The organism is Pelosinus baikalensis, assembly GCF_020819555.1.
GTDB lineage: Bacteria > Bacillota > Negativicutes > DSM-13327 > DSM-13327 > Pelosinus > Pelosinus baikalensis.
Genome location: NZ_JAJHJB010000043.1, coordinates 1 through 20,622 on the forward strand (window position 1 = coordinate 1; position 20,622 = coordinate 20,622).

At 39.9% G+C, this 20,622-nt stretch carries 18 protein-coding genes and 2 pseudogenes; 18 read left to right on the forward strand and 2 right to left on the reverse strand.

What is annotated here, in order from left to right; translation table 11 throughout:
• Window positions 1-486: 486 nt before the first annotated feature.
• The 6 genes and pseudogenes from LMF89_RS21195 to LMF89_RS21220 form a co-directional block, all read left to right on the forward strand.
• Window positions 487-999 (forward strand): annotated as a pseudogene (locus LMF89_RS21195) (GNAT family N-acetyltransferase); the annotation flags it as partial.
• Between the two features lie 239 nt (window positions 1,000-1,238).
• Window positions 1,239-1,691, forward strand: coding sequence for a peptide deformylase (def, locus tag LMF89_RS21200; RefSeq protein WP_229536826.1), 453 nt, complete (start codon window positions 1,239-1,241; stop codon window positions 1,689-1,691).
• Window positions 1,692-1,994: 303 nt separating this feature from the next.
• On the forward strand, window positions 1,995-2,969 hold the full coding sequence (locus tag LMF89_RS21205; protein WP_229536827.1) for an alpha/beta hydrolase: 975 nt from the start codon (window positions 1,995-1,997) through the stop codon (window positions 2,967-2,969).
• A gap of 150 nt (window positions 2,970-3,119) precedes the next feature.
• Window positions 3,120-3,311, forward strand: a complete 192-nt coding sequence (locus LMF89_RS21210; RefSeq protein WP_229536828.1) for a hypothetical protein — start codon at window positions 3,120-3,122, stop codon at window positions 3,309-3,311.
• Between the two features lie 320 nt (window positions 3,312-3,631).
• Entirely contained in the window at window positions 3,632-4,498 is an 867-nt protein-coding gene (locus LMF89_RS21215; protein WP_229536829.1) for an SAM-dependent methyltransferase, read from the forward strand.
• A 595-nt stretch (window positions 4,499-5,093) separates the two neighbouring features.
• Entirely contained in the window at window positions 5,094-6,038 is a 945-nt protein-coding gene (locus tag LMF89_RS21220; RefSeq protein ID WP_229536855.1) for a tripartite tricarboxylate transporter substrate binding protein, read from the forward strand.
• 225 nt (window positions 6,039-6,263) lie between these two features.
• Here the strand turns inward: LMF89_RS21220 and LMF89_RS21225 are convergent, their stop codons facing one another.
• Together LMF89_RS21225 and LMF89_RS21230 are read right to left on the reverse strand one after the other, a co-directional pair.
• On the reverse strand, window positions 6,264-6,512 hold the full coding sequence (locus LMF89_RS21225) for an alpha/beta-type small acid-soluble spore protein (RefSeq protein ID WP_229536830.1): 249 nt from the start codon (window positions 6,510-6,512) through the stop codon (window positions 6,264-6,266).
• A gap of 145 nt (window positions 6,513-6,657) precedes the next feature.
• The gene (locus LMF89_RS21230; protein WP_229536831.1) at window positions 6,658-7,335 is read right to left on the reverse strand and encodes an N-acetylmuramoyl-L-alanine amidase family protein; all 678 of its coding nucleotides are present in this window, start codon (window positions 7,333-7,335) and stop codon (window positions 6,658-6,660) included.
• A gap of 116 nt (window positions 7,336-7,451) precedes the next feature.
• On the opposite strand from LMF89_RS21230, the gene LMF89_RS21235 reads away from it, so the two are divergent.
• From LMF89_RS21235 to scfB, 12 genes and pseudogenes are all read left to right on the forward strand, one after another.
• Window positions 7,452-8,885, forward strand: a complete 1,434-nt coding sequence (locus LMF89_RS21235; protein ID WP_229536832.1) for a PIG-L deacetylase family protein — start codon at window positions 7,452-7,454, stop codon at window positions 8,883-8,885.
• Window positions 8,886-9,022: 137 nt separating this feature from the next.
• Window positions 9,023-10,377 (forward strand): annotated as a pseudogene (gene dsdA / locus LMF89_RS21240) (D-serine ammonia-lyase).
• 75 nt (window positions 10,378-10,452) lie between these two features.
• Window positions 10,453-11,211 carry a transposase gene (locus tag LMF89_RS21245; protein ID WP_229536833.1) on the forward strand — a complete coding sequence of 253 codons (759 nt, stop codon included), beginning with the start codon at window positions 10,453-10,455 and terminating at the stop codon, window positions 11,209-11,211.
• A 54-nt stretch (window positions 11,212-11,265) separates the two neighbouring features.
• Window positions 11,266-12,963 carry a PucR family transcriptional regulator gene (locus tag LMF89_RS21250; RefSeq protein WP_229536856.1) on the forward strand — a complete coding sequence of 566 codons (1,698 nt, stop codon included), beginning with the start codon at window positions 11,266-11,268 and terminating at the stop codon, window positions 12,961-12,963.
• Window positions 12,964-13,164: 201 nt separating this feature from the next.
• Window positions 13,165-15,084, forward strand: a complete 1,920-nt coding sequence (locus tag LMF89_RS21255; RefSeq protein ID WP_229536834.1) for an OPT family oligopeptide transporter — start codon at window positions 13,165-13,167, stop codon at window positions 15,082-15,084.
• Between the two features lie 49 nt (window positions 15,085-15,133).
• Complete coding sequence (locus tag LMF89_RS21260; protein ID WP_229536835.1) at window positions 15,134-15,466, forward strand: PqqD family protein; 333 nt, start codon at window positions 15,134-15,136, stop codon at window positions 15,464-15,466.
• Window positions 15,467-15,484: 18 nt separating this feature from the next.
• Complete coding sequence (locus tag LMF89_RS21265) at window positions 15,485-15,850, forward strand: hypothetical protein (RefSeq protein ID WP_229536836.1); 366 nt, start codon at window positions 15,485-15,487, stop codon at window positions 15,848-15,850.
• A gap of 23 nt (window positions 15,851-15,873) precedes the next feature.
• Window positions 15,874-16,836, forward strand: coding sequence for an aminopeptidase (locus LMF89_RS21270; RefSeq protein WP_229536837.1), 963 nt, complete (start codon window positions 15,874-15,876; stop codon window positions 16,834-16,836).
• 341 nt (window positions 16,837-17,177) lie between these two features.
• Window positions 17,178-17,519, forward strand: a complete 342-nt coding sequence (locus tag LMF89_RS21275) for an MGMT family protein (protein WP_229536838.1) — start codon at window positions 17,178-17,180, stop codon at window positions 17,517-17,519.
• Window positions 17,520-17,615: 96 nt separating this feature from the next.
• Entirely contained in the window at window positions 17,616-18,605 is a 990-nt protein-coding gene (gene pta, locus LMF89_RS21280; RefSeq protein ID WP_229536839.1) for a phosphate acetyltransferase, read from the forward strand.
• Between the two features lie 309 nt (window positions 18,606-18,914).
• Window positions 18,915-19,055 (forward strand): six-cysteine ranthipeptide SCIFF, encoded by a 141-nt coding sequence (scfA, locus tag LMF89_RS21285; protein ID WP_017531201.1) that lies wholly within the window; start codon window positions 18,915-18,917, stop codon window positions 19,053-19,055.
• 202 nt (window positions 19,056-19,257) lie between these two features.
• Entirely contained in the window at window positions 19,258-20,613 is a 1,356-nt protein-coding gene (scfB, locus tag LMF89_RS21290; protein WP_229536840.1) for a thioether cross-link-forming SCIFF peptide maturase, read from the forward strand.
• Window positions 20,614-20,622 lie beyond the last annotated feature (9 nt).

The following is a 20,622-nucleotide window of genomic DNA, read 5'->3' on the forward strand; positions in this document are numbered from 1 at the left end:
CAATTATCTCACGAATTATTCTTCGATTCTATCCACTGTCTTGTTTGACGGTTACCTTTTAGTTGACATACGGATAAAATAAAAACAATTTAGATCTATCGTTTTTAAATGGGACAAGGAACCTGTCGTGTGCCACGAAAGTAATGATTGCCGAAAAGCAATCTGAACTATGCTTAACTAAAGATGGAGGAAGGCCCTCTGAACCGCCATTCAGGTGGAGGTCTCAAACCACCGTAAGCTGCTGTGGTCAAAAGCCATGGTAGTGAGCGTTACGGGAAAAGGCGAACCAAGAGTTCGTCAGGTACGTGCCAATGGAGACGAATAAAAATGAACCGCTGTTGAAGTATCGAAACTTGCAGGAGTCGTCAAAACCGGGAGCAGACAGGAAGCCCGGGATCAGTCTGGAGGACAACCTGATTACCGTCCAGATGGCGACCGGTATAGAGGTGGTGTGAACGTGGCACAGGCTTTAGTAAACAAGATTTAAAGAAAATTCTGGCGGTTCATGCCGCTGCTTTTGGTGGAAGAAAAGGAGAAGAAATTGCCCATCTCGTCAATGATTTGTTAATAGACCCTACAGCTTTACCACTGCTATCCCTCATTGCAACTGAAAAAAATAATATTATCGGACATATAATTTTCTCAAAAGCAAAAATTACTAATCCAGAGCTGGCGGTTTCATCAGTTATACTAGCACCACTTGCAGTTCATCCAGATGATCAATGCAGAGGAATTGGCGGTCAATTAATAAAATCTGGATTAATGAGATTGTCAAAAGCAGGTGTAGAATTGGTTTTTGTTCTTGGTCATCCTATGTATTATCCAAAACATGGATTCTGCGTGGCCGGAAAACATGGATTTGATGCTCCTTATCCTATTCCAGTTGAACATGCTGATGCATGGATAGTTCAAGAACTACGCTCTGGAGTAATAGGCAGTGTTAGAGGCAGGGTTCAGTGTTCTGATGTATTAAATCAGCCACAGCATTGGCGAGAATAAGGGATAGGTAGGTTTTGTAAAGATTTTAAAGAAAGTAAGGAGATAATGTGATAAAAAGATGAAAGATATATAAGGGTTTTTAATAAGAAGTTAGTAAGGATAATAGGAATATTTAGAAGTGTTGTTTGATAAGGAACCTGTCCCCGTGTCCCATCTTTCAACGTCCTATTGAGGAGATTTTTCTTTTTGAAGAAAGCAAAAGAAAATCTAGAGCACAGCAAAGTAGGGGGATAATATAAATGGCACTAAGACAAATTCGACTTTTTGATAATGAAATATTAAGAAAGAAAAGCAAAGTTGTTGAAATTGTGGATAAGAAAATAAGACAAATACTAAATGATATGGCAGATACTATGTATAATACAGAAAATGCTGGAGGATTAGCAGCCCTACAAATAGGTATATTGAAGCGATTGGTTGTAATAGATATGGGGCAGGGGCTTATAAAATTAGTCAATCCCAAGATAATTAAAAAAGAGGGACAACAAAAAGTTGTAGAAGGTTGTTTAAGCATACCTAATATATATGGAAAGTTAATAAGGCCTGCAAAAGTGACAGTACAAGCATTAAATGAAAATGGCGAGGAATTTATATTAACGGGTACTGGTGAATTAGCAAAATGCTTTTGCCATGAAGTAGACCACTTAGATGGTATTCTTTTTACTGATTTTGTTATTGAGAAGCTTTCATAATTCGTTAAATTACTTATGAGTTAATATAGTATATTTAGTTGAATTTGGCTCTATGTATAATGAGTTTTTTTGTACAAAATTTCTGAGTATAACAATATTTAGACATAGTAATAATTGAGAAGAATATAGACCTTTGTCAGACGATTGACAGAGGTTCATGCGCTGTATCGACAATTCGGGAAGCCAATAATGTATTATAGAAATCATGGGTATTGTTAGATGGGAGCAGGAAATATAAAAAACGATTGCTATCCTGGAGTCTCAATATTGTATTCGCGCTTTTAAAATTAGGAGGTAAAAACCGTGAGAAAATATTTATTGTTAAGCGTGGCTATAGCCTTGATAATATATTCTAGCATAGGGGTTATTTATGCGAAGGAAAATCCCTATGGAAATCTGGAAGTAAATAGAATTTATCTAAATGACAACTTTATAAATTATTATGTTTTGCATAAACAAAAGGATCAGGATATAAGCAGTAAAGAACTAATTATTTATCTTACTGGTAGTGGGATGGATTGTGCACTTGGTTTACAGCAAGAGGGAGTTTGGCAGAATGAGGAACTTTTTATAAAATCACTAAATAAATATTTATCGCCTAGTTTTGATATTCTTGTTCCTGAAAAAATGAATATTAAACTGGGAAATGGCCAAAGTGATGATCCGAAAGTTTTTGAGCATTATACACTTGAAGAGCGAGTTTCATCGGCAGAATTAGTGATTGATACTTTTCTAGAAAATCATGAATATAATAATGTTTATCTAATGGGAGTATCCGAAGGTGCACAGATTTTACCAATGGTTTATAATAATCTGAGGGCAAAAAATAAAATTTCTAAATTGGTTGTATTAGGGAGCGGCGGATTATCACAGTACGAAGAGTTTAAAGTCTTGCAAAAATCTACTCTACCTATGCCGCAACCGTACCGGGAACTATTAATGGAAGCTGACAATGTCATGGAAGCAATATGTTCTAATCAGGATGTGCATGATAAATGGTATGCCGGTTTTCCCTATAAACGTTGGGCTGGATTTTTTCCATATCGCCCACTGGATGATTTCGTAAAAATTAATATTCCGATATTTTTAATGCAAGGTACGAAAGATATAAGTGCGCCAATTGAAAGTTCTCGGGTTTTTGCAGCAGAATTCAAAAAGTTGGGCAAGAATAATCTAACTTATGTTGAATATAAAAATGGGGATCATCGGTTAAACGGTAATTTCAAAGCAATCCTCAAAAAAATAGAAAATTGGTTATTGAAAGGAACTGTAGAATAAAGATTAATAGTTGTTAGAGACGGTTCTTGCCTTGAATTCAGGGCAAGAACCGTTAAATAATATTGAGCAAATAAAAATGAATGGTGGAATAAGAGCATATGTGAATAGCGCCAGCGATTGTAATAATACAATATTTGTGAGGTGCGAGACATGCAGAAAGTAGCAACCGTCAAAGTAGATAGTTTCGATTATAATTATGAAGAGGTTAAAAAAGGTGTTCAAGAGGCTCTTGAGCTCTTGGGCGGGTTAGATAAATTTATAAATCCGGGCGAGAAGGTATTAGTGAAGCCAAACATGCTGGAAGGGGCGGACAAAAATTCCGGAATAACTACCCATCCATAGGTAGTCACTGATTTACAATTAATAAAAAACTTGAAGCAGAGCCTCGCTTTGGTAAAATAATGCTTATAATGTAAAATTTTAGCAGGATTTAGCATTTATCAAAGAGAAGATATCCATAATCAACCTTGTTAGTAGATTTATGGGTATCTTTTCTTTAGATTTACATAATAGTGAAATTTGTTAAAGTTCTTGAGCAAGATATAATTAGAGCGTAAGATTCTATTTCTGTTTGTCATGGTAAGTGACAAAAGGGAGCGTCCCTTCTGTCACTCTTAATCATAGTAACGTAGAATTAGTTTGTTGGGGGGAATCGTGCAACAATGACAATCATAGAGCAACAATTACAAAAAGTATTTGAATGTATTGCTGATTCGGTTAAAAGACCTGCCTTATTTGAAACAGATGCGGTTTCATTTTGGGATGATCCTTATATTTCTGAGCATTTGCTTGCTGCTCATTTAAACCCGGAATCTGACGGTGCGAGTCGAACTCTAGCCACTATCGAAAAGACGGTTGCAAATCTTACAAAAAGTGCTCTGTTAAAACCCGGTGATAGGGTATTAGACCTGGGGTGTGGTCCGGGATTATACAGCAGCAGACTTAGTCAATTTGGTATACACATGACCGGCATTGACTTATCCAAGCGGTCAATTGAATACGCCCAGAGAAAAGCGCAAGAGCAGGAACTGCGTATTGAATATGTTCATGGGAATTTTTTTGACATGAACTATGATGGAAAGTTTGACAGTGTTCTGCAGATATATGGAGAACTAAGTACTTTTCCTGATGAAGAGCGGGACCGGTTGTTTAGAATGGTTCATAAAGCGTTGAAAAAAGATGGCTTATTTATTTTTGATGTTTCCACCCGTGAACTAAGAAAGCGTGAAGGATTAAAAAATAGATGGCAGTTTTCTGATGGCGGTTTTTGGCATTCGGGAAAACATGTCGTATTAGAACAGGGATTTGATTATCCGGAATATGACACCTGGGTGGATCAATACACGATCGTTCAGGAAGATGGAGAATGCAGAAAATATCATATGTGGTTTCATGATTATTCGCTGCAAACAATATCAGAAGTACTGGTTCAGCATGGTTTCAAGATTGCGCATCGGTGGAATAGCCTAACGGGGGAAGAATATAAGAATGGCGGAGATTGGATTGGTTTAGCGGCTCAGAAAATATAGCTGAACAAAAATCAGTTGAAGTACTGAGTTGTGTTAGGGAGCATATTGGTTACAGCAGCAAGGGAGCCTCAAACTGCCCGATGAAGAAAAAAAGATTATTATTATCATAAGGGTGATAGTAAGCCGTCGGAAGGAGATGGAGGTAGTGTTACTAGAGCTTATAACGTTCGACAAGGCACTAACACTTTCCCGCGTCTTACTGATATCTTCCAAATTGATCCAGCCAATATTACAAGAGGAAGAGGCTTCGAAATGAATAAAAAATTATATTTTCCACATACCCGATGAATTGCACCCCAAATTGGACTTATTTATCTAACATTTGGGGTGCAATTCATTTTCGGGCGGCTCTTTTTTATTGTGTAAGAAAATTTTAGTATAATACCAGCTCATATTTAGGTTTATTTTGACTAAATAAAAAGGATTATTCCATTTATTGGAGAAATAATAATATTAAATGGAGTATATTGTATTTAAAGTAAGATTATAGAAAATTATTGATGAAAGGAGGGAAATTATATTGCAGAAAAAAACATTTATTTTAGTGGTAGTATATTTGTTACTTATCTCAATCATGATAGGAGGTTGTACCAATATGGAGCCCAAAACGGTAACAACAACTAACAAATATCCGGAGAAACCCATTAACGTAATTGTTCCTTTTAGCATCGGATCGGCGTTAGATATGATCGCTCGGTCACTAGAAAAAACTGCACCTAAATATTTAGGACAGCCATTGGTTATTCTTAATAAAACTGGGGGAGGGGGTGCTGTGGCTTGGAATGAACTATCTACAGCAAACCCGGATGGCTATACGCTTGGCATGACTGCTATTGATACATTATTGTTACCACAATATGGGTCAAGTAAATATAATTATTTAACGGCATTAGACCCACTTGTACAGGTCGCAGCTTCCCCTATGGTAATGGCAGTGCAAGCTACTCAGCCTTGGAAATCACTAGACGATCTCGTAGAATATGCTAAAACTCATCCAGGGCAACTCAAATTTGGAAACAGTGGTGTAGGAACATTTCCTCATGTACTTGGAGAAATGCTTAATCATGCCGCTGGTATTTCTACTAAACAGGTTCCCTTCAATGGAGCAGGCGAGGTAATTACCGCCGTATTGGGTGAACATGTTCATATTGCTTTCGTTAATCCCATATTAGTTAAGGAGCAGGTGAAGAGTGGTACATTACGTATTTTAGCAGTAACTGGCGAACACCGAATGACTGATCCAATATTGGCACAGATACCAACTTTTAAAGAGCAAGGCTTTGATATTACTTTAACAAATTGGACCGTGGTGGCAATTCCTAAAGAAACACCAGTTGAGGTAAAAAACAAGTTGGCGGAAGGATTCAAAGCAATGATTACTGATCCAGAATTCATAAAAAATATGAATAATGCCGGACTGGTGGTTGAATATTTAGGGTCTAAAGATTCACAAGATAAATGGTTAAAGGACAATCAAAAACTCGCAACAACCCTTCAAGAAACCGGGCTTTTAGAACTAATCAAAGAACAAAAAAAATAACTTAATTTTAGAAGGAAAAGCACCGTCTTACCTGATATGCCCCCTCATAGAAAACAGTTTTATTTCAAATGTCTACTATGAAGAGAGGATATCAATTGGTAGATGGTGCTTTTTTCTATTTTAACTATATGATGGGACAGGTTCCTTGTCCCACCAACTTAGTGAAAGATAGTGAATCTAATTATTAAAAAAGCCATCCAGCTAGGATGGTCTTTTTTAATTGACTTATTGTTTATGGTTGGTTGCTTCGGCAGCTTCCGCTACAGCGTTCTCTTCCATTTGTTCTTTAGCCATTTCAATCATCATTTTAACTTTTTGACCACCGATTCGACCACCAATTTTACCAACTTGGCTAGTTGTTAATTCTCCATTGTGACCTTGATCTAATGGTATGCCCAGTTCTTTTGCTACTTCATATTTATTGGGAAGTGTTGCATCCAATTCCTGCATCGTATCAATTTTACCTTTGACCATAGTAATCACGCTCCCGTTTTATAGATAGTTAAACTGATTAAAGTTTATTTAGTTCTGGATGATCTATCTAATGATAGTATATCTATTCATTGCCTTAGTAATACGTTATTTGATTCATCGGTCGTTATTTTTCATTGTGATGCTGCTAATAATAGTTATAAATACCTTTTGCAATTGCTTCTGCCAATTTTTGTTGATACTCCGGTGATTGTAAGAGGGAGCGTTCTTCTAGATTCGTAATATAGCCAACTTCAATCAGCGCAGCAGGAATTTTGTTGCGGCGCAGCACAAAGTAGTTGCCGGGATTGGCGGTTGGGGCGGATTTTATGACTTTACTGAGCTCATTTTGTATAGCATTTGCTAATGATTTACTGGATTCTGATTTAGCATAATAAAAAACCTCTGGACCTTGTCTTTTGGTATTAGAAGCAGTATTCGCGTGAAGACTAATAAATAAATCGGCATCCGATTCTTCGACCATTTCCACACGAGCAGCCAAGTCGCGATGATAGCGCCCTTTGACTTTTTCGTTGTCGCACTCAGGACTAAGCTCAATATCCGCTTGACGCGAGAGAACTACTTTGGCACCATACTGATGAAGAACATTTTTTAGCTCTAACGCTATGGGTAGGTTAATGTCTTTTTCAAGAACACCTGAACGATTTGCACCAGTGTCAATGCCACCGTGGCCTGCATCCACGACAATGACTTTGCCCGACAGTTTATGAGCCCTATCATCGTGTGCATACAGTGTGCCGATTACCAGCAGCGTAAATAACAAACATAAGATAATTTGTCTTTTGGCAATATATATATTTCTCACATCGCAACCACCTCTTACAGCTACATATATGCAAAAAAAGGTTTTATCAGTAGATTTATTAGCCTGGATGATTTTGGAACTCATTCTTTTTAAATAAAATGTAGGAAAGGATCGTTATGCGCTCACGGATTATTTTCAAGATATTATTTGTCACAGCAGGAGTGGCTATCGTTTTGTATTGCCTTAGTTCTATTTATTTCTATTATCAGGAAAAGCCTGAAGCAGATATACAGCTTCCATCCTTGCCTATTGTGCAAAAAGAGACTCGCTTATTAGTGATTGCTCCCCATTGTGATGATGAAGCACTTGGCTGCGGGGGGATTATTCATGATGTGATACAAGCAGGCGGACAAGTTTTAGTCGTTGTTATGACTAATGGTGATGGGTTTACGATTGCTGCAAAAGAAGAGTTTCATCGCTTGTTTCTTACGCATGCAGACTATGTGAATTCAGGATATACGCGTCAAAAAGAAACAATACAAGCCCTACAGCTGTTAGGTTTACCGGAAAAACAGATCCTTTTTCTCGGCTATCCCGATCGAGGTCTTGATCACCTATGGAAGGATAATTGGAATAAGGATCAACCATATCAATCACGCTATACTGGCAGTGATCATTCACCTTACAACAATAGCTATCAGAAAAATGCTCCTTATGCTGGGCAAGCCGTACTGGACAATTTGGAACAAATCATGCTTAAGTTTAAGCCCAATGTTATAGCAGCACCACATCCTGCAGATGAGCACCCTGATCATGCTGCTGGGTGGGCTTTTGCTGCTGCGTCCATTGCAAAACTTAGCAGCAGTGGGAGGATATCAGGGGTACATTTGTACACCTATTTAGTCCATCGTCGCGATTTTCCTATACCACATGGGTATAAGACGGATGCGCTGCTATTACCGCCCAGACCTCTGTACCAGGCTCAGCATAGTAAATGGCTAACCTATTCAATTGATTCTGACACTGAAGTTCTAAAAGAGCAATCGATTAAAAAATATGTAAGCCAGACGAAAGTTCCCATTATGTCAAGTTTGCTGCACAGTTTCATACGCACGAATGAATTGTTTGCTGATCCCTATATTCCTTATGTTGCACAAAAACCATCTAAGTCAGATCTATCAAGTCTTAACGCTTGGTCAAATCAAGACCCCATTTTAGTGAATACGCGGGGGACAAGCATAATTGGTGCCTTAGAGCATAAAGGCAAGATATCCATCATTGACAGTTATGTACAAGGTAAGACAATTTGGCTGCATTTTCATATTCCCGGATTTGTAGGCAGGCAAAATCAATATCAGGTGTCTATTGTGGCCTTTGGTCTACAGAATAACCAAACAATTCGGGAGAAGGATACAGTCTATTTTAGCGAGAGTGATACCAATTTATATACTGATGCGGTCATTCGATATCAAGACGATGTGATTATTAAGATCCCTTTAACCCAGATTCAGGTACCCAAGTTTTTCTTCATTCAGGTTGTGACAAAAAACAAGCATAGAGTTATGATTGACCAAACTGTTTGGCAGCCCGCCTTTCTTAGTAAATTTTAATCTTCTCTTTGGGACAGGGACAGGTTCATTGTCCCAAAAATTTAAAGGTGATATACTGTAATTATGGTAAAAAATAGAAAGAGATGAACAGTCATTTTTCAAAGTGAGATAAAGGATATGTTTTGGGGGGATGTAGAGTGAAAAATAGTATCCAAGGAAAAAGCATTGATGAATGGAAGAGCGAACATCCACTATTGGAGCAGATTATCAGGACTCGTGAAGTGTTTTGGACAAATCCTCAGTATGTAAGTTGTAGTGACAGAATCATAACCCCAATTTTAGGCGAAGTTGATATCCAAGATGCAGAAAAAAGACTTCTTAGATTTGCTCCATATATTGCAAAGGTATTCCCAAAAACTCGCGAAACAAAGGGGATCATTGAATCGTCTCTTGTGAATATTAATAAAATGAAAAAAGAGCTTATGGCGTTATATAATCAAGAGATTAGTGGCTCCTTATATCTTAAGTGCGATAGTCATCTGCCTATTTCAGGGTCGGTTAAAGCACGAGGCGGTATTTATGAAGTATTGAAAATTGCTGAGGATATAGCAATTGAAAAAAAGATTGTAGTTGAAACAGATGACTATACGATTCTTGCTAGTGAAAAATGCAGAGAGCTATTTTCCAGATATTCAATTGTTGTAGGATCGACAGGAAATTTAGGTCTTAGCATTGGTATTATGGGTGCTGTATTAGGGTTTAAAGTAGTTGTTCACATGTCATCAGATGCCAAACAGTGGAAGAAGGATTTGCTCAGAGAAAAAGGTGTTACTGTGGTGGAATATGATTCAGATTATGGTCAAGCTGTTGAGGCAGGTAGAATCCAAGCACAACAGGAAGAAAATAGTTACTTTATTGATGATGAAAACCTCAGAATCTATTTTTAGGTTATGCGGTTGCAGGCAAAAGGCTTAAACAACAGCTGGAGCACTTGCAGATTCTTGTTGACCAAGACCATCCATTGTTCGTCTATCTTCCTTGCGGCGTTGGGGGTGCACCTGGCGGTATTACTTTTGGCTTAAAGACCGTATTTCATGATCATGTTCATTGCTTTTTTGCAGAACCAACTCACTCTCCTGCCATGCTGCTGGGGCTTATGACGGGGTTGCATGACAAAGTATCGGCTCAAGAATTTGGAATTGACAATGTGACTGATGCAGATGGTCTTGCTGTTGGCAGACCGTCGGGATTTGTGGGGAAGACTCTTGAGAAGGATATTAGCGGTGTCTTTACCATACAAGATCAAGAATTGTATCGACTGCTCAAAAGACTGGCGGATTCCGAAGGAATCTATCTTGAACCATCTGCATTAGCAGGTTTTGCTGGCCCCGTTAAATTATTTGCAGAATCTAAAGGCAAGCAATATTTAGAACAAAGCAATCTTATATCTAAAATGAAAAATGCCACCCATATTGTCTGGGCCACTGGGGGGAGTATGGTTCCTAAAGAAATGATGAGTCATTTTTATAATAAAGATAAAACTGGGGAATAACCTGGCTTGGGACGAGGGGACAAATTCGTTGTCCCAGAAAAAATAAAGGTGCTATACTGTAGTTGAGGTGATACCATGCCAAGGCAGGCTCGTGAGAGAAGCAGAAGTGGAATCTATCATTTAATTTTAAGAGGAATTAACAAACAAACTATATTCGAAAATGATGAAGATCGACAGAAGTTTATTGAAACGTTGGGGTATTACAAAATGGTTAGTAACTATATGTTGTATGGTTATTGTCTGATGGACAACCACATTCATTTACTGATACGAGAGAATGAGGAATCCATATCTCAAGTAATAAAACGAATCAGCAGCAGCTATGTATATTGGTATAATCAAAAATATGAAAGATGTGGACATTTGTTTCAGGAGCGTTTTAAAAGTGAAGTAATAGAAACGGATGCATATTTTCTTATGGCATTGAGATATATTCATCAAAATCCGATAAAAGCAGGAATTGTTAAAGACATAAGAAAATACTTGTGGAGCAGCTATCATGAATACACTGGTACTCCTAGTATCATCAATATTGATTTTGCATTAGATATGTTTTCAGAGGATAGAAAGAAAGCGGCAGCATTATTTAAAGACCACGCTAAGGAGAAGAATTCGGATACATGCTTAGACTATGAGGAACGGCTGCATGTATCGGATAAAGAGGTCGTGGAGTATTTGAAAGAATTAGGCATTGTTACAATTAGTGAATTGCAAAGACTCAAAAGAGAGCAGCGAGATGATGTGATAAGAAAGATGAAAGAGCACAAAGGTGTCACGCTAAGGCAACTGGAAAGGGTAACTGGTATCTCAAAGAGTGTGATTGATAGGACGTAGTGGGACAAGGAACCTGTCCCCTTGTCCCGGAAGAATATGGAATTGACGGAGGTGATGTATGTGGCTGTCCGGGTAGCTGATTTGTTAAAATTGCCAACCTTCAAGCTATCCCATACCTTAGCCGGTGTGCGGGGACTTATCCGGGAAGTGGAATATATTGATGTACTGGAACATCCTGATATTGATGTGCTTATCAAACCACGAGTCTTATATCTTACCAGTGGGTTTGCATTTCATGAAAATGAGCAGCTGCAGGAAACCTTGATTGCTCATATGGAAGATATCGGAGCAGCCGGACTTGTTGTTGAGCCTGGCCGCTATCTGACTCTATTATCTTCTCAAATGATTGAAGAGGCTAATCGCCTGCAATTTCCTATTGTAGAATTGCCTCAGGGGGCTGTGTTTGCCAATATTATTAGAGAAGGCTTGGAACAGATTTTCTTGCAGCAGAGCGCGATCTTAAGACGTTCTCAAGAAATCCAAAGGCAGCTTACTCAAGTAGCATTTTCCGGTGCTAATTTGCAGAAAATTTCACAAACCATTGCAAATTTGATGGGCAATACCATAATTGTAGCGGATCAAAATTTTTCATTGCTTTCTTTTGCTTTTTGGGAAAAGGAGCATAAGAATCAAAAACGAAAGGCTTATGTGGGAAGAACGTTGGATCAATATTTGTATAATCTGGAACGAACAGGCTTTATTGATAAAATACGTAAGACTAAGAAAGCGGACCGTGTGGAAGTCTTATTCAGTAAACAAGGCGAGCAGGCTTGGGTGGTGGTACCAGTTTTAGTCAACGATGAAATCCTTGGATACATCGCCGTATTGGAGGATTACCATCGAATGCGAGAAGAAGACTGGGGGGCATTGGTACAGGCTGCTACTGTAACCGGAATGGCCATTTATAAACAGGTAGTGGAGGAAGAGGTTGCCCGCCGTCAGCGCAATGATTTTTTATTTCATGTACTGGAGGGGCAGCTGCCCCTAGGTCAGGAAGTATTAGAACAGGCGAAATCGTTACAGATCTCTTTACATACGACGTGGAGCATAATCCAGATTGAATTGGTCAATTTAGAGGAATATCGTCGGAGGCATTTTGCCGACAGTGTTCAAGAAGAGGCAGCTAGTAGACAGCGGGATCTGGCAATACTAATCGATCAATTAACAGCGAAACAAAAGGATTTACTAGTAGCTTGCAAGCAGGAGTGGATCACGGTTCTTTGCCCAATGACGGTCAATAGCCACGCTCGGGAGCAGGCTATGCAACGGGTAGAGGTAATCAAGCAGGAATTACAGCGATTTGCTCCGGAGCTTGAAATTGCGGTAGGAGTGAGCCGGGTTTGCGAAGATTACAGGCAGCTACCTTTGGCTTATCGTGAGGCCAAGGAGACTCTGGAGATCGGACGAAATTTAGATCCACTGGCAAGGGTATATTGCTTTTGGGATTTAGGGGTGTATCAAATTCTTACAAAGCTAAAGGATATGCCAGAGTTGAAGGAATACTATGAGGCGATTTTAGGCAGGTTTGATCAATTGGATACCTTGACACGGAGTGAATTTGTAAAAACGTTGGAGGCATATTTCATTGCCAATGGAAACATTTTCAAAGCCGCTCAAATCTTATATCTTCATCGCAACAGTATGACGTATCGATTGAAGAGGATTCAGGATTTATTGGGAGTGGATTTGGACGATTCGGAAGTTCGCTTTAATTTGCAATTTGCACTCAAGATACGGAAGGTTTTTCCCTAAAAATAATATTGATCCATTTTAATTAAAATTAATATAAAACCAAAGTATGTATAGTGAGCACGCTAAAAATATAGTACGTTGTAACTTTGTAACAAGTGTACTCTGTTTTTCTTTGTGCCATAGTGACAATGACACATATTCCCTGTAAGAAGTATGATTATTCTGCCAATATTTTCATACTAATTTAAGGGGGGATAGTCGATGAGTAGTGAAGAACGAAGGCTAGATTATCTGAATGTGTCAGGGAAGGAGTATGTTCCTTACGTACCAGCAGACAAAGTCATTCCGGAGTTTACAGCAACAGCAATTATTATCGGTTTTATTTTAGCAATTGTGTTCGGTATGGCGAATGCGTATTTAGGTTTAAAGGCTGGGATGACCGTAAGCGCTACCATTCCGGCAGCAGTTATTTCTATGGGGATCTTGAAAGGAATATTAAAAAGAGGAACGATTTTGGAGAACACGGTAGCCCAGTCTATTGCTTCCTCGGGTGAAGCCGTAGCTGCAGGTATGATTTTTACTGTACCGGCTCTTTTCTTATGGGGATATGCACCTGATATGATGACAATGACATTGATGGCATTACTTGGTGGTTCTCTTGGCGTGTTACTCATGATTCCGTTGCGTCGTTATTTGATTGTGGATGAACATCATAATCTTCCATATCCAGAAGGTACGGCCTGTGCAGAAGTGCTGGTTGTAGGTGACCAAGGAGGCACTGGTGCGAAAACAGTATTTGCTGGAATTGGTATAGGTGCAGGGTATAAATTTCTAATGGGGGCCATGGGTATTTGGAATGAAAACCCTGAGTGGCCGATTCCGGGTCTCAAAGGCGCGGCTATCGGATTTGATGTTCTGCCAGCTTTGTTGGGCGTAGGCTTTATTATCGGACCCCGGGCGGCTTTTACTATGTTTGCTGGCAGCTTTCTTAGCTGGATGGTCCTTATGCCGCTGATTGCTTATTTCGGCAGCGGCTTAACAGCACCGGTATTTCCAGCAACTACACCCATTTCCGAAATGGATCATTGGGATCTATGGAGTAAGTACATTCGCTATATTGGTGCAGGCGGCGTAGCTGTAGGCGGTCTGTTTAGCCTGATTAAGTCTTTACCTACCATTTTTAGTTCTTTTAAGGCTTCTCTTGGGGGGCTGACAAAAGGCGGCGGTTCTGCTGACGAAAATCTTAGAACGCAAAAAGATATGCCGATGTCTATTATTCTAATTGGTGCAGTCGTTATCTTTCTTGCATGTGCCTTCCTGCCTCAGCTTCACATGGGCGTGATCGGAGGGATTATGGTGGTATTGTTCGGCTTTTTCTTCACCACTGTGTCTTCTCGTATCGTAGGTCTAATCGGTTCTTCCAGTAATCCGGTTTCTGGAATGACTATTGGTACTTTGATTATAGTGAGTGTTCTGCTAAAAGCAATGGGTTTCACTGGTATTGAAGGTATGCTGGCAGCTCTTAGCATTGGCGCTCTAGTTTGTATCTCCATTGCAATGGCGGGAGATACTTCTCAGGATTTAAAAACAGCCTTTTTAGTTGGTGCCACTCCTTATCGCCAGCAATATGCTCTCTTAATTGGTGTTGTTGCATCAGCTGCTGTTATTGGTTGGACGTTAACGATGTTAAATAGTGCTTATGGTTTTGGTACGAAAGAATTGGCCGCACCACAGGCTACATTGATGTCACTGGTTGTTAAGGGTGTTATTGATGGTTCTTTGCCGTGGGCGTTAGTTGGTATCGGTGCTTCTGTGGCAGTTGTTGCTGAATTGTTGGGAATTTCTGTGTTGGCTTTTGCAGTAGGTATGTATCTGCCAATCCACCTAAATGCAGCGATTGCTACTGGTGGTCTGCTTAGCTTAATTATGACGAAGGTAATAAAAAATGCAGATCAATTGAAAAGACGTACAGAAGAAGGTATATTACTCGCTTCTGGTTTAATCGCCGGTGACTCGTTAATGGGCGTTGTTCTGGCACTTTTGGTTTACCAAGGGGTTGATCTTTCCATGGATATGAAGTGGGGCGGTATGCTTAATGAAGTATCTATGGGGATTTTCGTAATATTGGCAATTGCCTTCCTGCGGCATTGTCTGACTTATAAGTTGGATAAAGAAAATTAGAAAAATTGTATTTTCTGGGAAACGAAAAAAATCTTGAAGGAAATTGTTTATGAAACAGCGAAATAATTTATTGTTGAAGCGCCCCATCGGTCGCCCCCATGTGGCGGCTGAAATGGGTAATGAATCACGTTTGGTTGTTCACCATAATCATTGGATTAGTAAACTTTGCACCCGCTTTTTTCGTACACCGGCACAAACCTATTTTAATCTTGATTCCTATGGCTCCTTTGTCTGGTTTCACTGTAATGGTGAGTACACCGTGGGTGATATTGCAAGATTAATGAGTGAAGAGTTTGGTACGGAAGCAGAACCTGTCATGGAGCGGCTGATTATTTTTTTAAGAATTCTGATTGGCAGAAAGCTAATTAGCCTGCAGGATTAGCAAAGGAGGGGGATTGTTTTGCCTATTGAAGGTTTTATAATGGGAACGTTAGGGTTTGCTGTTATGGGCGCTATCTTGTATGTCTGGGGATATCGAAAGTCCCGCAGCACTCCGCGCCGTTTGCATGCTCAGATGGGGCAGGCAATTGAAGCTAGAATTCAGACCCTCCTTGCCAGCCAGATTCATGGTGCGACGCTGAAAGAAATTGCTAAATCGATTGGTGATCTTAGTGTGGGGGGACAATTGCAAGGCTATAAGCTGCAAGTGGAAGATGCCCGGGCCGCTACTGATGCGGTGCTGCGCCAGATGATTAGCCGTGGGCTGGTTGTTAAACACGACCAGGGAAAAACGCCCAAGTATCTTTTGACAACAATAGAACGATAACTTGACATGAGGATGATGAGATTATGACAAAGCATTTGGAAAAAAGTGCAGAAATTGCAATCCGCCAATGTATGGCGGTTAAAAAGGGAGAAACCGTTCTTGTGGTTACTGACGAGCCAACCCGCAATGTTGGGAGAGCATTATGGGAAAAGGCTGTGGAAGCTGGAGCGGAGGCTCTATATGTTGAAATGCTGCCACGTAAAAATGACGGTGTAGAGCCACCACCCGCTATTGCTGCGGCAATGTTACATGCTGATGTCATTTTAGGTGCCACCTCCTGCTCTTTCTCCCATACTAAAGCTCGGAAAGATGCTAGTCAAAAGGGGGCGCGGATTGCTACTCTGCCTGGCATTACAGAAGATATCATGCAGCGTACGTTAAGTGCTGATTATCAGCATATTGCAGAGCTAAGCCAACGGTTTGCCAAGCTGCTTAGCGACGGCAAAGCAGTACATATTTCTACATTGGCTGGTACTGACTTGACTTTATCCATAGCAGGCAGACAAGGTCATGCAGATACAGGCATCAATCATGCAGCAGGTGATTTTAGCAATCTGCCAGCAGGTGAAGCCTATGTCGCGCCTGTTGAGGAAACGGCAGAAGGCATCATCATTATTGATGGCGCCATGGCAGGTATTGGTGTCCTGGAATCACCCATTAAACTTACTGTAGAAAAAGGCTATGTAACTAAAGTAGAAGGCGGCAGAGAGACTGAAAAGCTGGAAGCTATGTTGAGCGAGTATGGTAAATTGGCTTGTAATATTGCGGAATTGGGCATTGGTACCAATGATCAGGCGATCCTGTCTGGGCGAGTTCTTGAAGATGAAAAGGTTATGGGAACTGTTCATATTGCTTTGGGCAATAATTTCGGATTTGGCGGTACATGTCAGGTGCCGATGCATTTGGATGGCATCCTGCTGAGTCCTACCCTGACGATTGATGGCCAGGTAGTCATTAAGGATGGCAAGCATTTGATTACGGCATAATTGCTGTTGTTATGGTGAAATTCAAAAATAGAAGAACCATCTTCAAGCTCATGTTGAGCTTGAAGATGGTTCTTTTTTCATTTCCTTTGTGAACAAAAAGGAAATACTGCCTTTGTTGTAATAAATCTATATTGGCAAGACTATCATCAGCAGTTATTAGAAGTATTTATAGTAAGGCGTCAATCGGGCTCTCCTTTATCTGCTTTTGTGGTAAGGTCTTGGTTGCTGTTATTCAACCTATTATGACCGATTGGAAAAATACTTTATTCTATATAAGATGATGGCAAACAGGTTATTTGAAGATATAATAAAACTACTATTAGAATACGAAGGTGATTTTTATGGGATTTAACAGTAAAGTTTATGAAATCGTCAGTCATATCCCGGAAGGAAAAGTAGTTTCTTATGGTCAAGTTGCCTCTATGGCGGGAAATTGCCGGGCATCTCGCGCGGTGGGCTATGCAATGCACCGCAATCCTTATCATGGGGCATTACCTTGCCATAGAGTCGTTTTTCAAAATGGCAGTCTTACGGATGGTTTTGCATTTGGCGGCAAAGATGTGCAGCGTCAGTTGCTTGAAGCAGAGGGAATTACATTTACCAAAGAGGGATGCGTGGATATGAAAAAATACCGATGGGACGGAAAATGTAGTATAAAGCATTCTAGTGTCGAAAAAGTATGATATAATAAAATTAGGTTGTAACTCCTTTTGCGTCAAGTAGTTTTTTTAATGCTTTCGAATCAAAGTGATAATTGAGAAACGAGGAGAGGGTTAGTGATGAGTTTTATTGATGAGATGAAGCAAAAAGCAAAACTCAGTAAAAAGAAAATCGTTTTACCGGAAGGGACTGACCTACGAGTTTTGACCGCCGCCAGCGTTGCAGCGGCAGAGGGACTTGCCGAAATTATTTTGGTAGGAAGTAAAGAAGAGATCTTGAAAGCCGCTGGGAATATTGATTTATCTCAGGTTACCATTATTGATGTGGAAGCGGCAGAAAAACGCGAAGAATATGCCCAAGGTTTTTATGAATTAAGAAAGTCCAAAGGACTTACAATAGAAGAGGCAAGGGAGACACTGAAAGACCCCGTTTATTTTGGCAACATGATGATTAAACATAATGATGCAGACGGATTGGTTTCTGGTGCCATTCATTCTACGGCAGACACATTAAGACCTGCCCTGCAAATTATTAAGACCGCAACGGGTACCAGCTTAGTTTCATCTTTTTTTATTATGGTAATACCTGATTGTGAATATGGAGAGGATGGAGTATTCTTATTCTCGGATTGTGGTTTAAATGAAAACCCGAATGCAGAACAGCTTTCTGAAATTGCAATTTCATCGGCTCACACCATGCAGAACCTGCTTGGCGTTACCCCTATTGTCGCCATGCTTTCCTATTCAACCTATGGCAGTGCCAATAGTGTCCTCACCCAAAAGGTGGTACAAGCGACTGCCTTAGCAAAACAAAAGGCACCTACTTTGCTTATTGATGGGGAAATGCAGGTAGATGCAGCATTGGTTGCCAGTACGGCTAAGTTAAAAGCGCCAAATAGTACTGTAGCAGGCAAGGCCAATGTGCTGATATTCCCGGATCTCAATGCAGGAAATATTGGCTATAAACTTGTGGAGCGGCTTGCAAAAGCCCAAGCTTATGGACCTGTTACCCAGGGACTTGCCAAACCGATTAATGACTTATCAAGAGGCTGCAAGGCAGAAGACATTATTGGAGTCATTGCCATGACAGCCGTCCAAGCACAGGCATAGTACATAATTAGAGGTTGCTCTTGATACCTTTGATGACGTATAAGCGTTTGGTTACTAACTAGAGTTTGTGAACCGCAAAAGCACAAAATATTATAAAACCCTTTGTGTCCTTTGCGTTTTTGTGGTTCAATTCGTTTTTTCTCTGTGTTCTCTGTGCCTTTGTGGTTGGTTTTATGTTTTTAGGTTTCAGCGTTTTTTAGCAAGCCTGCTATTGCTAGATGCAATTTTTAATAGCTATTGCTTAGTATTGCAAAAACGTATAAAATAGGTAAAGCAAGAAATAAAAATATGGGCAAGGAGGGATTTATCATGGCAAAGCATATTATTACTGTTAATAAAGCTTCTTTACAGGAAACTGTACATACTGGTGGCTGTGGAGAGTGCCAGACTTCCTGCCAATCGGCCTGCAAGACATCATGCACCGTTGGCAATCAGGTCTGCCAAAAGTAGGCCGTCAAGACAGCCCTCTGTCCCAATGGGCAGAGGGTTTGATTTTAAAATTGAATGAACCACAAAGGCGCAATGCCGCTAGCGCGGCACACAAAGGAAAGACGACAGAATGGTATTCCTTTGTGTCCTTTGTGCCTTTGTGGTTCAACTTTTTTCCTGGCTTAACAATTAAAATAATTTGGCTTAAAGGTGAATAACAAAAATGAGTATACATAAGTTTTATTTAAATGGTCTATATATTATATTAGATATTAACAGTGGAGCTGTCCACGTTGTAGATAAAATGGTTTATGACATGATGGATGTTTTTGATGGCAGTAATGATGAAGCGGTATTGGCAGAATTCTCTACTCATTACGCGGTTGAAGAAATAAGAGAAGTATTATCAGAACTGCATCAATTAATGGATGAGAATAAATTATTTTCCAAGATGGTAGATGTACCGCTGCATTTTAGTCAGAAGGCCTTAGTGAAGTCTGTGTGTTTACATGTAGCTCATGACTGTAATTTACGCTGTAACTATTGTTTTGCTGGGACAGGAGACTTTGGACATACCCGAGGTTTGATGAGTAAGGAAGTAGCCGAAAGAGCGGTAGAGTTCATTATTGAAAACAGTGGACCACGCATTAACAGCGAGATCGACTTTTTTGGCGGTGAGCCTCTTATGAATATGAGTACAGTGCGTCATGCAGTATCTTATATTCGTCGTCGTGAAAAAGAGACTGGTAAGAAGTTTAAACTGACGTTGACGACCAATGGCGTGCTTTTAAATGAAGAGATCAACCAGTATCTGAATGATAATAATATTAGCCTGGTACTTAGCTTAGATGGACGGCGCGAAGTGCACGACAACATGCGTCCCTTTGTAAATGGTGCCGGCAGTTATGATATGATTTTGAAAAATGTAACAAAAACCATTGAGTCTCGCAACGGGCAGAATTATTATCTGAGAGGTACTTTTACTGCTCATAATTTAGATTTTGCTGCGGATGTATTAGATATCGCTGATAAAGGATTTACCCAATTATCCGTGGAGCCTGTTATAGCCCAGGACTGTGATTATGCTCTTACGAAAGAGCATCTTCCTCAATTGTTCGCTCAATATGATCTATTGGCACAAGCGTATTTAGAGCGTAAACGTAAGGGACAGGGTTTTGAGTTTTTTCATTTTAATTTAGACCTTGATAATGGTCCTTGCGTCGCAAAACGTTTAAGCGGCTGTGGCGCTGGGCATGAGTATTTTGCTGTAACGCCTGAAGGTGATTTATACCCTTGTCATCAGTTTGTCGGGCGGGAAGAATTTCTACTGGGTAATGTGTTTGAGGGTGTAAAAAATACTACATTGCCAGACCAGTTTCGTCAGAGTCATGTTTTAAATAAAAGCGAATGTCGTGACTGTTGGGCGCGTTTTTATTGCAGCGGCGGCTGTCATGCAAATGCAGACTTATTTAACAAGGATATTAATATTCCTTATGAAATTGGCTGTGAATTGCAAAAAAAACGATTGGAATGTGCCTTAATGATTCAGGCAATATTAAGATTGGAAAGCGGAAAATAGTAGAGGGGA